Annotated in this window: 15 protein-coding genes; 7 read left to right on the top strand and 8 right to left on the bottom strand. The window is 44.5% G+C overall.

All coding sequences use genetic code 11. The annotated features are described in order from the left end of the window. The first annotated feature begins 6 nt into the window (after positions 1-6). Complete coding sequence (locus AB4623_RS01255) at positions 7-891, top strand: LysR family transcriptional regulator (RefSeq protein ID WP_017059087.1); 885 nt, start codon at positions 7-9, stop codon at positions 889-891. Here the strand turns inward: AB4623_RS01255 and AB4623_RS01250 are convergent. After that, positions 888-1,910 (bottom strand): DUF2955 domain-containing protein, encoded by a 1,023-nt coding sequence (locus AB4623_RS01250; protein WP_102428605.1) that lies wholly within the window; start codon positions 1,908-1,910, stop codon positions 888-890. The genes AB4623_RS01255 and AB4623_RS01250 overlap by 4 nt on opposite strands. 12 nt (positions 1,911-1,922) lie before the next feature. Next, positions 1,923-2,972 carry an HlyD family secretion protein gene (locus tag AB4623_RS01245; protein WP_102428604.1) on the bottom strand — a complete coding sequence of 350 codons (1,050 nt, stop codon included), beginning with the start codon at positions 2,970-2,972 and terminating at the stop codon, positions 1,923-1,925. Between the two features lie 406 nt (positions 2,973-3,378). Here AB4623_RS01245 and AB4623_RS01240 point away from each other — a divergent pair, with 406 nt between their 5' ends. Next, on the top strand, positions 3,379-3,621 hold the full coding sequence (locus tag AB4623_RS01240; protein ID WP_017059085.1) for a hypothetical protein: 243 nt from the start codon (positions 3,379-3,381) through the stop codon (positions 3,619-3,621). Positions 3,622-3,737: 116 nt separating this feature from the next. Here AB4623_RS01240 and AB4623_RS01235 read toward each other — a convergent pair whose 3' ends face one another. Next, positions 3,738-5,549 carry a PLP-dependent transferase gene (locus AB4623_RS01235; protein ID WP_372145558.1) on the bottom strand — a complete coding sequence of 604 codons (1,812 nt, stop codon included), beginning with the start codon at positions 5,547-5,549 and terminating at the stop codon, positions 3,738-3,740. Positions 5,550-5,691: 142 nt separating this feature from the next. Here AB4623_RS01235 and AB4623_RS01230 point away from each other — a divergent pair, with 142 nt between their 5' ends. Further along, positions 5,692-6,147, top strand: a complete 456-nt coding sequence (locus AB4623_RS01230) for an Lrp/AsnC family transcriptional regulator (protein ID WP_017059083.1) — start codon at positions 5,692-5,694, stop codon at positions 6,145-6,147. A gap of 11 nt (positions 6,148-6,158) precedes the next feature. On the opposite strand, the gene AB4623_RS01225 is transcribed toward AB4623_RS01230, so the two are convergent. Further along, positions 6,159-6,785 (bottom strand): type II secretion system protein, encoded by a 627-nt coding sequence (locus tag AB4623_RS01225; protein WP_372145556.1) that lies wholly within the window; start codon positions 6,783-6,785, stop codon positions 6,159-6,161. Between the two features lie 411 nt (positions 6,786-7,196). Between AB4623_RS01225 and AB4623_RS01220 the strand changes: the two genes are divergently transcribed. From AB4623_RS01220 to AB4623_RS01210, 3 genes are all read left to right on the top strand, one after another. Continuing rightward, a complete protein-coding gene (locus tag AB4623_RS01220) occupies positions 7,197-8,105 on the top strand; it encodes a dienelactone hydrolase family protein (RefSeq protein WP_017059076.1) in 909 nt (302 codons plus the stop codon). A 331-nt stretch (positions 8,106-8,436) separates the two neighbouring features. Next, entirely contained in the window at positions 8,437-9,240 is an 804-nt protein-coding gene (locus AB4623_RS01215) for a MetQ/NlpA family ABC transporter substrate-binding protein (protein WP_017059075.1), read from the top strand. A 197-nt stretch (positions 9,241-9,437) separates the two neighbouring features. After that, positions 9,438-10,118, top strand: a complete 681-nt coding sequence (locus tag AB4623_RS01210) for a haloacid dehalogenase type II (protein WP_372106233.1) — start codon at positions 9,438-9,440, stop codon at positions 10,116-10,118. A 184-nt stretch (positions 10,119-10,302) separates the two neighbouring features. Here AB4623_RS01210 and AB4623_RS01205 read toward each other — a convergent pair whose 3' ends face one another. The 3 genes from AB4623_RS01205 to AB4623_RS01195 all read right to left on the bottom strand — a co-directional run bounded on the left by AB4623_RS01205 (position 10,303) and on the right by AB4623_RS01195 (position 11,981). Beyond that, positions 10,303-10,671: a hypothetical protein gene (locus AB4623_RS01205; protein ID WP_372145554.1), complete on the bottom strand. Its 369-nt coding sequence runs from the start codon at positions 10,669-10,671 to the stop codon at positions 10,303-10,305. Positions 10,672-10,686: 15 nt separating this feature from the next. Continuing rightward, a complete protein-coding gene (locus tag AB4623_RS01200) occupies positions 10,687-11,559 on the bottom strand; it encodes a patatin-like phospholipase family protein (RefSeq protein ID WP_017070388.1) in 873 nt (290 codons plus the stop codon). A gap of 83 nt (positions 11,560-11,642) precedes the next feature. After that, complete coding sequence (locus tag AB4623_RS01195) at positions 11,643-11,981, bottom strand: hypothetical protein (protein ID WP_017074550.1); 339 nt, start codon at positions 11,979-11,981, stop codon at positions 11,643-11,645. 508 nt (positions 11,982-12,489) lie between these two features. Here AB4623_RS01195 and AB4623_RS01190 point away from each other — a divergent pair. Then, a complete protein-coding gene (locus AB4623_RS01190; RefSeq protein ID WP_372145552.1) occupies positions 12,490-13,998 on the top strand; it encodes a DUF3360 domain-containing protein in 1,509 nt (502 codons plus the stop codon). 96 nt (positions 13,999-14,094) lie between these two features. Here AB4623_RS01190 and AB4623_RS01185 read toward each other — a convergent pair whose 3' ends face one another. Then, entirely contained in the window at positions 14,095-15,237 is a 1,143-nt protein-coding gene (locus AB4623_RS01185; protein ID WP_229647238.1) for an MFS transporter, read from the bottom strand. Positions 15,238-15,279 lie beyond the last annotated feature (42 nt).

Here is a 15,279-nt window from a genome sequence, read left to right as displayed (position 1 = left end):
GCGCAAATGCACAACATAAGATGGGATGACCTGCAATATGTTCTAACAGTGGCGAATGAAGGATCCCTGTCGGCCGCGGCAAGAGCACTTGGTGTAAACCACAGCACCGTTTTACGTCGTATTGACACCTTTGAGTATCGTCACAAATTACGAATTTTCCATAAACTTCCTACCGGATACAAACTAACGGTTGAAGGGCAAAAGCTTCTGGAGTCAGCTCTCGCTATCGAATCCACAGTAAGAGAATTGGAGCACAAGGTTTTTGGACAGGAATTGAAGCTAGAAGGTACGCTAAGAATAACGACGACCGATGCGTTATCTCGCCTCATTCTGGGTACTCATTTGGCTGCTTTTCATCGGCTTTATCCAAAAATTCAGTTAGAACTCAGCCTCACATCTCGTCAATTGGATATTTCACACCTAGATGCAGATATCGCGATTCGCCCGGCAAATGAGTTGCCAGCCCATTTAGTTGGGACCAAGTTAAGTAAAATTGCCTTTGGTGTTTACGGATCGCCAGAATATATAAATGGCCTTAAGAGTAAGCACCCCTTAAAGTCTGCATCTTGGTTAATGATGCATAGAGGCAGTGCTTCGCTACAGGTTTCTGAACTGATTTCGGAAGACAAAATTGTCATGAAAGCCGACTCTTTTGAGCCCCTGATCATCGCGGCTGAAAATCAGATGGGGTTAGCCTACTTACCCTGCTTTTTAGGTAACAGTAAGGGAACTCTGCAAAGAGTAGATATGGAAGTGATGCACCAAAATACAGACCTATGGATGATGACTCATAAAGATTTAGAAGATTCAGCCAAAGTAAAAGCATTTTTTAATTTTATGAAAGGCGCAATCAAATCAGACCATAATCGGTTGGCCGGATTTGATTATTAGCGAACGAGTGCCGGCTCTTCACCATTAGGCTTACGAACAAAATGACACAAAGCCCACAGCACAAACAAAGTCACAGTCAGCTCCCAAGCGCGTAGGAAGGTACTTTCCAACCCTAAATTGCTACTGGTCATGTACAACTGAATCGGCAGCATAGTCGCCAATAACGCATCGGCATGAACGTCTCTGGCTGAACCTTTCGCTTTGGCCATTGATGCGGTGATCATAAAGGCAAATAAACCCAACACTATGGTGTAGTAACCGAATGTAGACTGATGCCCTGCCATCAACAAGGTGAACACCGCGGCTACTGCACAGCCGCCTACTTGAGTTTGAAAACGGCGGTCAACCACGTCGATAAAGCTTTTGTGTGTGGTTTGGGTTGCAGCAGCAATCACTGGCACCATGCAGAACGTTGCAGAGATGATGTCGACAATCATCAAGAATGCCAAACCAAGACCAATCAACGCGAGTGAAATTGCTCTGTTCTCAAATGTGACAGGCTGTTCTTTAAATACAGGAGGCTTGCTTCCTTGCTCAACAGGGAACAGAGCCACCATGGTTTTTGCTACTACCATGGTAATCAACATGGATAACAAAATTTCATGAATACGCATCGGCATATCCATGGTGGTGTGCTGAGCAAACACGACAATCAAAATCCAGTTGAAAGTTGGCATCAACATTTGACCTTTCTTTGCCGGTGTAGTAGCTCGACGACGCATAAAATCGAAGAAGAACAGGCTAATGGTCCACACCACAAACGGATGCTGTGAAAATACCTCAGTCACCACCAGCGCTGTACTTGCAGCCAATAAAGTGGGTGACAAAGTACGGATCAGGCCAAGCCAAGAGTAATCTTTATTCTTGGTCATGATGATGGTTGGATACAACGCCAGATAAACGGGAGAGTCTAGGTTTAGTAGCTTTCCCAACACCATACAAATCGTCACAGTAAGTGCGACACGCAGCGCTTCATTACGTTGAGACTGACCCTGTGCAGTGTTTTCGAATGTCCACATAGTCATCTCCTATTAATAGATGTAGCGAAATGTTGAAACCAAGTGAATCCAAGCCGAGCCAATAACGTGCATTATTGGGTTACCGCTTTCAACAATCACACTCGCTCGTGAACCTGAGATCATCGAAGGATCCAGTTCGTTAACTGTAATGCGGGTACGTACTTTCTGTTGCTCACGGATCCAACGCGTATCATTAGTCACGCTAGACAGCTTGCCATTGGCATTATTGGTGTCGTAAATCGCACGCTCTTGGCTACTCACTTCACCCGTAAAGACTTTGCCCGGTAGCGCATCAAAAGAGACCAAGACTTCGCGGCCATTAGTAAGCTTATCAATGCCTTTCTCATTGAAGTCTGCACTGATCCACGCATGAGCTTCGTCCACCAGCAGCAATGATGAAGTGCCTTGAGTGATATAACTGCCCGATTGCAATTGTAAGTTGGTCACGACACCTTCCGTTTGCGCGACGACTTGAGTGTGGCCTAAATCCAGTTCCGCACTGGCAAGTTTTGCTTCTGCTAATTCAATGGCCGCTGTGCGGTCTTGGGTCGATAACTCAACCTCAATGCGTTTCACTTCCGCGTTCGCAGCTTCAACCGCACTACTCGCAACTTGTGTATTGGTGATTGCATCATCAAGATCTTGTTCAGTCGCAAGCCCTTTGTTACGCAGTTTTTGGTTACGTGCGAGTTTCTGTTTCGCGTTGTGATATTCGAATTCTCGTTGGCTTTGTGTTTGTTTCGCTGCTGCTAATTGCTGCCATTTCGCTGAGTCAGAATCACGCGCTTGATGCAGTTCGGCTTGCGCTTGTGCCACTTTCAATTGGTAGCTACTGGCATCGATAGCAAATAATGGTTGACCTTTTTCAACCAACTCGCCATTACTAACCATGACGTCGGTAATTACGCCGGACACTTCTGGCGCAATGGTCGCGACGTTACGATACAAAGTCGCTTGAGTGGTAAAAGGGGAAACATTATCTGAGGTGACTAAAAAAGCGGAGAACAATGCTGCCGCTGAAAAAACAGTGTAAATCGCGTATCTATAAAAGTTTTCGTTCATGCTTGTACCTAGTTTTCATTCGTTATAAAGCGCCGCGCTCACGGCTTATTCGATTCTCTTTTCTACGAAAACTAGGTTATAACCATTCACAAATGGAAAACAGAGCCAATAAAAGAAGTGAGGATTCCACATTTGGAAAGGTTGATGATTTGTACCGATTTCGCTCAATGGTTGAACGAAAAGGTCAGATAAGGGTGTATTGAAACGTTCGCATTCAGTTCCTCCCCTTTCCTTCCCAGCGTTCAATAAGAGATTGAAGAAGTAAGACCACCCGACTTCATTCCATTGGATTGCTTAATTTTCGCTAGCTTCTTATGGTTAAAATGCCTATTGTACAAACCATAAAATTATAAAGACTCGCGGCCTTTGCCACAGAGACTCTCCATTTAAAGCGAAAAGACTTACTATGAATTTTGATATCAATGCACTGAAACACCACCAACTGGTCGAAGATGGTCAATTAGAAGGGTATTACATTCATCAGCCTGTGCAAGGCAGTCAACCAGATGACAAAGCCGTTTTAGAAGAGCGCCAAGCGCTGGAAAGCCAAGGATATAAGGTGGTTCAGGTTAAAGCGAAAGGCGGAACAACTACGTTTGCCGAGGCTATGCAAGAACTTGCGAAGAAGACAGGCCACCAGCCTAAATAGTAAGTGACTTGGTAAACCAATATGATCATCGAGAAAGCACCCTACCGACTATTGAGTCAGCTGGGTGCTTTTTTATTGACGGCCTTTAACTGACTAATCTTGTTAACTGACCTAAGTTACTGACTCAGCTGACTGAACTTCGGCAAGCTTTTCACAAACTTCTGGTGTACATCCATATAAGTTTGCATATAGATTTCATCGATATTGTCACCACTCGGGAAGCTGGATGAGAAATCTACGTGGTTGCGGTCAATCGACAATTTAGCCGCCTCGACAATATGAGCAATGAACATTCGAGGATCTTCCAAGCCGATAGAGATACGCATTGTCGTCGGTTTGATACCGGCTTCATTGAGCGCTTCATCGCTGAGTTCTGAGTGCGTAGTCAGTGCTGGACACAGCGCCACTGTATTGGTTTGCCCTAAACTTACTTGCATGCCGATAGCGGGCTCAAGCATGTCGAAGAACTGTTTGAAGCCATCTCGATTGATTGGCGCACGGTCGCCATTGCCTTCCATATCGATAGTGAAAAGCGCCGCTGGTAGCCCCAAGTACATGTTGTTCTGGCAGTGTTCATAGTTATCACTATCTGGCAAAGCAGGACACGACACATTGATGTCTGGGTGAGCATCAAAGATCTTCGCGAGAGTCAGTGTATTAATCGTTTTTTGCACCACTCGCATCTCATACGTTTTCATACCATTGAGCACTTCAAACGCTTTATCTGCATCTAGGAATGCACCCTTAATGTAGTACACATTCCAAAACAGCGTTTCGTTCCATCGGATTTTGGCCTCATCACCGTTGGGCTTGGTGAAAGTGACCTCCTCTCCTTTTGGCACAAACATAGTCTCATTGCGACCAATCACAACCCCAGCAGTTGTGGTGCCAGAACCCGCCAGTTCTTTGGTGTAGGAGTGAATCACATAATCTGGTCTTTCAGCCACATCGTCGCGTTTTAGTACTGGATGCAGCAATGGCGTGCCTACTGTTGAGTCAACAATCACATCCCAACCACGAACGTGACCAGCTTTGCTGATACTAGCAACATCCAACACGTATCCATGCGGGTTACACGGTGACTCTAGGTAAACGTAGATTTTCTTACCCGCAGCGATGCGATCTGCGTATTTATGAGCAACCTCATCAAGGCGCGTCGCAAACTCATCATCGGAGTAACCATCCACCCACTCCACCGCGACATTTAGGTTAGACGGTTTCCCAAACCAATCTTCCAACAACTGGTAAGAACCGCCATAGATATTACGTGAAGCCAAGACTATGTCTTCATGTCCAAGTAAATGGCTCAACAATCCATCAATGGCCGCCATACCCGAATTAAAGTTCCATGCGAGGTATTCGTTGGCTCTAGAGCCTGCCTCGATATCAACCATATGGTTAGCCAGTGAAATCGATGTAGGGTTAAGCAGTCGAGAATATATATCGTGCAACGGCTCTTTACCGTTAAACGCATCTTCAATCCATTCTGTACACGCAAACAAATAGGTCGCGGTACGTGTAATCACAGGGCTTGCAGAAAATATAGCAGCGACATTATCGAAAATTGGATACGCACCTTTAGACGCAAAATTACCATTATTGGTGGCAATAGACTGGTAAGTGGCGCGCATTGGGTTTTGCAGATTATCGAGGATCTTAGCGATCTGGAATGACAAAAAACGTTTGGCGTTAAACCAAGCGATTCGGTCACTTTTATCGAGCTCTGAAAGTCCATCAACCGTCAATGCCCAAAGATCGTGTGTCTTGGTATTGGCTTGGTACAGTGTCGTCGCCAGTTCAATCAGCGTGATGCCGTAATCGCTATTTGGGTCGATACCAAAATGCTTTGCTTGCTCAACGGCAAGAGCTTCTGCTTGTTCGTGTTTGGTGGTTTTACGCAGCGGGCTAAGTTGAGTTGAAGTATTCATAATTCCTAAGTCATTCCATGCTTGTTGTTCCTTCTTTAATTTTAGTTTTGGGCAGATGTTAAAAATTGCTATTTGCGAAGTAAGACATACACTTTGAGCAATAATATTGCCAAACTAAATTCAATATTGATGGATTATGCCAATGGACGAGATCGACAAGAAAATACTGGCTGAACTGCAAAACAACGCTCGGCTGTCTAATCAAGAGTTGGCCGATCGAGTAGCACTGTCGCCCTCTCCTTGCTTACGCCGAGTTCGAGCATTAGAGAAACAAGGGATAATTCGTGGTTACCACGCCAGTGTCGACCAAGAAGCGTGTGGCCTGCCAGTCAATGTGTTTGTGTTGGTGAAACTTGAAAAGCCGACAGAAGAGAACATGCGAGACTTTGAGCAGCACATTGAAGTGATTGACGAGGTGTTAGAGTGTTTTCTGATGACGGGCAATCACGACTACCTATTGCATGTAGTCAGTGAATCGCTAAAAAGCTACGAGCAGTTCATCCGTAAACAACTAACTCGCCTGCCTAATATTGCTTCTATTGAATCCAGCTTCGCCTTCGGTCAGGTAAAAACTAAGACCAAATTGCCAGTGAGGTAATTAGAAACGACTTAATTTGTCTGTGCTGAAGGCATTGGATAATCATCTCCAATCATACAGATAAGAGCGCCACCAAAAGCTTTTTCGTAACGTATTTTTCCTGTCGCATCTGAGCTTTCTATACTCGAACTGCCGTCCAAAATCTTATTAATTTCTTGTGCGACTTTTGTTGGTACCAACCAGATACAAGCTGCAACAGAGCAAGTGGATGATGACGATTCGCAACCTGTCTCGGAGCTTCCTCTTATCCAAAGACTATCCTTTTCCTTAAGCAGTAATTGCGTTGCTATGTAATCTGGGTGATCGATGTACTGATCACCACCTATCCATGTATCGCCATAAGGTAGATATGGTCCTCGCCATGTTGATAAGCCCGGATTTTCAATTAAGTGATTGATGTTTAAGTAGCCGAAGTTCGTGTCGGTATCGGAAGTAATAGGAGGCAGAGAGCCATTGTCATGAGAATATTGCTCCGCTGCATCCAAGACAGTATTCAGTTGCCCGATCAAAAATGTTGCCTCATCGACACGGGAAATACGATTACCGATCTGGTTGTAGATAAAAAATGCGGCAATGAGCATGAGTAAACTAAACGATGCAAGTTTCCATTTTTCTATCTGACGCAAAAGTCTTAACATCTATTTTTTATCTCTCATCAAAACGGTTCTAATAACGCTATGGCTTCCCTTATAAGGAAAGATTATACCAGAGTAAAATCAAGCGTTTTGCATTGAAACTTACTTGTCCATGTCTGCGGAAAATAAGCCTAGCTCTAATGTGCCCAACTTCGATTTAGAGCCTCCCTAAAAACAAACAATCATCACACCCGACTTCACTGACTTAACCCTCAAATCAACCTTGTATTGAATTGCTCCGTAAAACAAACCAAAGCGATGGAAATCGATTCGAAGTGATCGTTTTATCGGACTGTCATCTAATTTTTGTACTTTGATATAACAAATAGCTCAAAAGTTATTGAGTGATCGTTCAATTATATCAAATTTTCCACTATAGTTGATTGGTCAAACAACTCACAACAAGGAAAAGTTATGAATCCAAATACCGAATCTCAATCAACGCCGACTCGATCTATCCCTCAAGAAGCATTTGATTGGTACGACGAATATGCACACGGCCTGATTGATCGCAGAGAGTTTATGGCTCGTCTATCTGGGCTAGCTGTACTTGGCTTAACCATGACGACGCTAACTTCTGCACTGATTCCTAATTATGCGCAGGCAGAGCAAGTCTCTTTCAATGACCCTTCCATCAAAGCAACCTACGAGAAGTTTCCTTCACCTAAAGGACACGGCGAAGGCTATGGTTACTTGGTTGTACCCAAAGAGTTAGAGGGCAATGCGCCTGTTGTATTGGTCATTCATGAAAATAGAGGCCTCAATCCATACATAAAGGATGTGGCAAGACGACTCGCAGCGGCGGGGTTTATTGCGTTTGCACCTGATGCACTCTATTCGCTTGGCGGGTATCCAGGTAATGATGATGAAGGTCGAACGATGCAGAAGTCGCTATCAAAAGAGAAAATCGAAGAAGACTTTATCGCAGCGGCAAACTTCTTGAAGTCCCATGAAAAAAGTAACGGTAAGCTAGGCGCAGTCGGTTTCTGCTTCGGTGGCTATATCGTGAATATGTTGGCCGCTGTCATGCCAGAGCAACTCGATGCAGGCGTTCCATTTTATGGTACTCCTGCCGCACCAGATTTAAGAAAAAATGTAAAAGGCCCCTTGCTCATCCAATTTGCGGGAATCGATAAACGCGTGAATGCGACTTGGCCAGATTATGAAGCCGAACTCAAAGAGAACGAAGCAGACTATACAGCTTACATCTATGACGGCGTGAACCATGGCTTCCATAACGATTCAACTGGCCGCTATGCTGAAGAAGAAGCAGAGTTAGCTTGGAAACGTACACTTGAGTTCTTTAACCAAAAGCTTTCTTAATAGTTAGCTTTACTGAACCCGTTTTCTTTAGATTCCGAGTGACTGCCCTATTCCCTACAAAACCCAAAAGGCCTCGCACTCGCGAGGCCTTTGTTGGTCGGTAATCAGTTCCTCCCTTTTCCCATTACCAACAATAGGTTTGAGATGTAAACCAAGGGGGTTAGAAGGGGATTGTCGGTCGAGTCTCACGTACAGAAGCCTCGTTGATTCACTGACTTAACCGCTCATCAATGTAACTTCGCTTCAAACAAACCTATTGACCCGATCGCGCAAATAGATAATATAGATAGCTAGACGTCTACATGTCTTTTATTTATTAAATGGAGTTATCATGAACAGCTACAAAAAAATCACAGCATCCCTGTTGGCATTAGCTTTCGTATTCGGTGTAACAGGATGTGGAAAAAAAGACGAGGCTGTCATCAAGATTGGGGCGACAGTTGGCCCACATGCACAAGTTGTACAAGCTGTTGCCAAAGAAGCAGCAAAGCAAGGGATAAACATTGAACTCGTCGAGTTCTCAGACTATATCACCCCTAACGCAGCATTAGATGATGGAAGTATCCAACTGAACAGTTACCAGCATCAGCCATTCCTCGATAACTTTAATGCCAATCACGATAGCCAGTTAGTTTCTATCGGACGTTCAATTTTGATGCGTATGGGCGTTTACTCGAACAAGTACACTTCGCTTGATTCTATTCCCGAAAACGCTCGAATCGCGATTCCAAACGATCCAACGAATGGCGGGCGTGGACTATTACTGCTTGAAGATGCAGGGCTGATCTCATTAAAAGACAACGCTGGTTTCAACGCGTCTTTAAACGATATTGTTAGCAACCCGAAGAACATTCGATTTGTTGAAGTGGATGCCGCGCAGCTACCCCGCTCTCTTGACGATGTAGATGCTGCTGCAATCACCATGAACTATGTAATGTCGGCTGGACTCGACCCTAAGAAACAAGGCATTTACTTAGAGAAAAAAGACGCACCTTTAGCAGTGATGGTTGTTGCGGCGCGAGAAGAAGACAAAAATAATGAAACGTATAAAAAGATTATCTCAATTTACCACTCACAAGAGATCAATGACTTTTTAGACAGCACTTTCAAAGGCACCATCGAAGCCGCAAATTAAGCTAAATCGTTTCAGATTTGGCGTTGCATGATACTCATAAAGCAACGCCAGATTTGAGTTGGCGGGTTGTCGTTGACGCATTCCAGCTTCTTTTCAAATTAGAGAGCAAAGCTTTAGTTACTTGAATGGAGGTTGAAAACCATATCGTCAGAGCAGATTATGTAAGCATAAAATTCAATTAAATCTGGGGGCTTTGCATGAAAAAAGAAGTGATACTTTTTGATATAAACGAAACGGTTTTAAATTTGGAGTCATTACAGCCTAAATTTAAAGCGGTGTTTGGAAAGGAGGATGCATTATCACTTTGGTTTTCAAAGCTTTTACACTCTTCAACGGTTTGCATCGCAACAAACGTAAAATCTACTTTTTCTGAATTAGCGAATGCAGCGCTCAACGCTATTGCACAACGGTACAAGTGTGATTTAACGCCGGAAAGCAAAGGTGCCTTGTTAACTTCTTTTGCCAATCTACCACCGCACACAGATATCAAAGCGTCTTTGCTCAAATTGCGCGCGAACGGGTTTAAAACCGTCGCTTTTTCCAACTCATCCCTCGATCTCATCACTTCTCAAATCAAGAACTCAGGCTTAGAAGATTATTTCGACACCGTCATTTCCGTTGAAGAAACAGGCAGTTTCAAACCCAATTCAGATGTGTATAACTTTGCAGCCGAAACTTTAAAAGAGCCTGTCGAAAACCTTCGTCTTGTCGCTACTCATGATTGGGACACTCATGGTGCGCTATCCGCTGGCTTACAAGCAGCCTATATAGACCGAACAGGAGTTGAGTATCATTCCTTGTATTTGAAACCGGAGATTAGCTCAAGGACGATGAATGGTGTGGTGGAACAAATAATTAAGCACAATTTAGACAAGTAAAATCTCAAGAGACTTTTCTACTCCTGATTCGATACAACCACCCTGTAGTGGTCAACAAATTCCGGACACTGACTTAACCGCTTTGATCAACCTTGTGTTGAACTGCTCTGGTTATAGAGACGCTGTCGGTTACCTAAAAACTGCAGTTACCTAGCAACAAATATAAGCTAGCAACAAATATAAGCTAGAAACTACTGTAAGAATGAGGAACGCGTTTTTCTTCATCCCAGCCTAATAGCTCAATATTGATCAATGACTTGCGCTTCTCATTACACAGTGAAGCGATATTGATGATAGGCAGTTGGCTACGAAACTGCGCTGTAAGGATGACCTTTTTACTTTCGTTAAGGCTGCTTCTGCATTGCGACAAAATCGCTTCAGTATCTAGTTGGTGTGCGTCCTCGATAATTTGGATATCAGCATTCTCTTGATAGCAATCTATCAACCAAGATACAGCAGGCTCTTCTATGCTGGTGAGCACGATGACATCTTTTGTTGTGACCAATTCTTTGAGTTCAGATAGTTTGAGTTCAGTTTCCATAGTTACCCTCATTCAGCAGCAAATACATTAAAGTCGATTGCCCAGTTTAGCCTGTGCTAAGTGGTAGCCTCTGTCGATCATCTCTTGTGAGCGATCAAACTCTAGGGTGCCACAAGCATTGCGTGGGATCTCAAGCGTGATATCGGCGGGGTAAGCGGCCAACTTTTGGCGAGCAATGGTCGATTGCATCGCATCAAATGCTTGGTTGGCAATATCGTAAAAAGCAAAGTTGAAGCTCATTTTGCTTTTTACACTGCTACCGAGGTTATCGATAAAATGCACAACCTTCTCATGCAGGTTGCTCTCTTTTGTTGGCAGGGAAACCGGTATCACTTCCTGTTTAACCATTTCAGGTTCACCACCTAAATTCACAGCCAGTGTAAAGTCTGTATTATCACCAAAGGTAGGCGCAATCGGTACGGGATTAAGAACGCCGCCATCAATCAGCACTTCTCCATTGATAACGTGAGGGGTCAAGAACAGTGGCAAAGAGATAGAGGCGCGAATGGCATCAAACAGAGAACCTGATTGCAGCCAAACCTCTTTTTCATCGGCGACGTTAGCGGCAACTGCGGTATAAGGGATGGGCAGATCTTCAATTGAAATCTCGCCGATCAGTCCACGCAGAGTGTCGATGATCTTGTCCCCTTTGAACATACCACTCGACTGCCATGAAAAGTCCAACAACATCGCCATATCACCTTGATCGATACTGGTGACCCACTCTTCAAATTCATCCAACTTGCCCGCAGCGTAGACACCACCGATAAGTGCGCCAATTGAACAGCCAGAAATGGATTTTATCTGATAGCCATGCTCAATTAACCAGCGGATGACTCCAACGTGAACCAAGCCTCTTGCGCCACCACTGCCAAGTACCAATGAGATCGTTTTTGCCATCATATTAATCCTTTAGTTTTAAATTCTAGGTGGGCTAACTCGCCGATTTACCAATTCGCCGATCTCAACTCACTGAATCACTCTCAGTTCATTCGGGTAATGAAGGTTTGCTCGTCATCCACAAAAGCCACATAGTCGCCGTGATAGATAAACACCCGACCACGCCCTTCCACTATACACGCAAGCTGTGGGTTCAAGTCTTCTTCAAGATTTTCACTTTGATACGTGCCGGTGTCGGTAATCACACCGCGGAGTTTAGGCAAAAACCCATAGCTGCGCTTGGCTTGATCAATCAGGCTCAACTCACTGGTGGTAGAGAAGTAAGCTGGGATAGGACCAGCATCTTCGATAAACATCGGTTTCAGTTCTTCAAAAGCTGTAATCACCAGCCAGTCGATGCCGTTTACGTGATGGATAAACATTGTTTATAAATACCTAGTTTCTCGATAGTTCTGATGCGGAGATTCTAACACTATCAGGGGCTAAACGTAGGAGAAATTGAGCTACTAGAGGCAATCCCTACCCCTGCTTATTACCCAATATATCCAACATAAAACTGGACCAGATGTCACTATCAAATCACACCACAACGCAACCAAGCATGCAGCCAAACGTAAGTCGTTGGACTTTTTTCTGGGTCTTTAGAGTCGAACCATTTGTTGTTGAAAGTGGCTTTGTTATTCCTGAAATTAAGAGCCTACCAATAAACAGACACATACTATCTACAGGGTCTAATACTAGTCGTCCGACTCTACGACTAATGTCTAACCGACTGAGTCTATTTGTTTTTTTGGGTTTGGTATAAGGTACTAACAACTAAATGTTAATGAATGTTTAATTATAAGTTGACGCATTGTTTACACTTCATGCCGTGAGTCAACAACGTTTGTTGGAATAACACACCTCAGAGTGTGAACGAAAGGAATCAAAATGAGCACTACTTTAGAGTCCGCACATATACAAACAGAGAAGCCTCAAGCCAATGAGGATGAACTCACCTATGAACAACAACATAAACCAAGATCGGAATTTGATTCCCGAGAACAGTATCTAGAACACGAATTGCAAATCATGTCGCCTAAGCGCTGGCGTCCAAATTTGCCGTTTAAAGATTATCGATTTGAGATAGAAGACACCATCCCAGCGATGGCGGCGACCATTGGTAAAGTGGTTATGGTGGGCGCTATTGCAGCCACCTTTGCTGGGGCTCTCGGATTAAATGAAGACTTCATTCTAGAAAACGTTCGTTATGAACTCCTCATCGCCTCAGTTTTCATCATCCTTTTCTCTGGCTTCTTACTACCAACGGCTAACCTCGCAGGGACCCACGGCCCACTTATCCCTTTGATTCCGATTGTGGTTGCAGCAGGTGGACACCCGATGGCGTTTGGCCTGTTGATTGGCGCTTTTGGCCTCATCTTAGCCATCAGTAAAGGTGGCAGCATGTTGGCCAACCTCACCAGTAAAGGCGTGTGTGGCGGCTTATTGCTCTACCTCGGCTTTGTTGGAACCGCCTCTAAAGTGAAAAAGCTTTTCGCTTGGGCTGAAGGAATCGGTATGAGCCACATCGCGTTTGTGGTGATCTTTTGCACCATTATCTTGTACGCGCTACTGGAACACTTCCGCAAACGTTGGTTAGCAGTACCTCTTAGCTGCTTGTTGGGTGGTACGATTGCATTTGCCATGGGCGCCCCATTTGCTTTCCACACTGAGCCAGGCTTGCCCAACATGAACCCTATGTATTGGTGGGGAGAAAATACAGGTTGGATGCTAGGCCTACCGACGATTGAACACTTCATGGTGGTATTGCCGTTTGCGATTCTAGCCGTAGCGATGTGGTCACCGGATTTCTTAGGGCATCAAGTATTCCAAAAGATCAGCTACCCAGAACGTACCGAAAAAGTACACATGAACATCGACGACACCATGACCACGGCATCAATTCGTCAAACGTTCGGTTCTCTGCTTGGCGGTACTAACTTTACGTCTTCATGGGGGACTTATATCGTACCGGCTGCGATTGCTAAACGCCCTATTCCTGCCGGCGCGCTGCTCACAGCTCTGTTCTGTATCATCGCCGCAGTTTGGGGTTACCCGATGGATTTAGCTATCTGGCAACCTGTACTGTGTGTGGCGCTGATTGTTGGGGTATTTGTTCCATTGCTAGAAGCTGGAATGGAAATGACGCGTGAAGGAAAAACCACACAGTCGGCAGCGATTGTTGTATTTTCTTCAGCGCTCGTTAACCCAGCATTTGGTTGGGCTCTCACCATGCTGTTGGATAACTTAGGCTTAGTCGGTTGTAAAGAACGTAGTAGTGAACTGAGTAAAATGAGCCGCTGGGTGTTGCCTGGCACTATGTTTATTGTGCTAAGTGGCGTAATGGCGTTGGTTGGCCTTCTACCGGGGATTCCAGCGATTATCCCGAGCTTTCGCTAGGCTCGATTAATATTGAGTTTCAGTCGGACCACAAAAAGGCCTCGCAATCGCGAGGCCTTGTTTTATCTATCAAACCAGTGAGATAAATGAGTGTCGCTATTGTTTCTGTAGCTTATCGAATCCATTAATTCGCAGATGAAGCTGCGTTCCCATAGTCAACGAAACCAACAGACTAATCAAAGCAATCACTGCTCCAGAAACAAACACCCATTGATAACCAGACATCCAGATGATTCCCAACAGAAATGGTAGGAACACCGCTGCAATATGGTTGATGGTGAATGACAAACTCGCCGTTGAAGCCACTTCATCTTCCCGAATTGTCTTTTTAAAGTAGGTGTTCAAAGCGATCGCAAAACTAAAAATGATACTGTCGACAACATACAACCCCGCTGCCGCATAATGATCATCCACAAATGCGTAAGATAGGAACACCAACACTAACGCGGCATACTCAATGATCAAAGCTAGCCTCTCTCCGACTCGGTCGATAAATCTCCCAACATAAGGTAGAGCAAGAGTTGCTGCTAAGCTGGATACCATAAATAAAGCGGCCATCATCGCAATCGTATAGTGGAACTTGGTCACCATCAGTAAGCCAGCAAATGCCACAAAGATCTGTCTTCTTGCTCCACTCAAAAAGGTAAGAATGTAATAGGTCGTGTATTCACGTCGGACAATGAGTTTAGTGTGTTGTTTAACCTCTGTATGAGTATTTTTAAACGTGACCAAGTACACCGCTAGCCAGAAACATATTGCTCCACAAGTAAAGAAAATAGCCTTATCTGAAACGTCAAAAAGATAGCTCGCGACCATAATGCATAGAAAAGTCACCATCGAGAAGAAAGAGGCAGCAGATCGAATTTTCCCCATTGATTCACTGAAGTTCTTAGTCGCTAACAACTGTGTTGAGAGTGATTTGTTCACCGCTTCTAAATAATGGAAACCAATAGACATGATCGTCGTGCTGAAATAGAAGCCATAAATCGAAGGCAAATACCCCGTCACGGCAACGCCTAGCCCTAATATTGCAACCGACAGTACAGCGACTCTTTGTTCTGAAGCGATGAACAACAGAAACAAAACGGTAAATGAGAGCAAGCCTGGGATTTCCCTGACACTCTGCAATACACCCACATCAGCCCCGGTCATACCAACAGTGTCGACAGCGAAGTTATTCATCACGACTCGCCATCCAGTATTCGCTATCACTGACGCGATAGCGATGATAACCAACATCGCGAATGAGCTCCGCGATGTTAAAAGCCTAAGCCAGAGAGT

Origin of the sequence: Vibrio sp. 10N.222.52.C12 (assembly GCF_041474215.1) — a bacterium.
Lineage (GTDB): Bacteria > Pseudomonadota > Gammaproteobacteria > Enterobacterales > Vibrionaceae > Vibrio > Vibrio crassostreae_C.
The sequence above is the reverse complement of the archived record's forward strand: the minus strand, read 5'-3'. Positions and strand labels throughout refer to the sequence as shown.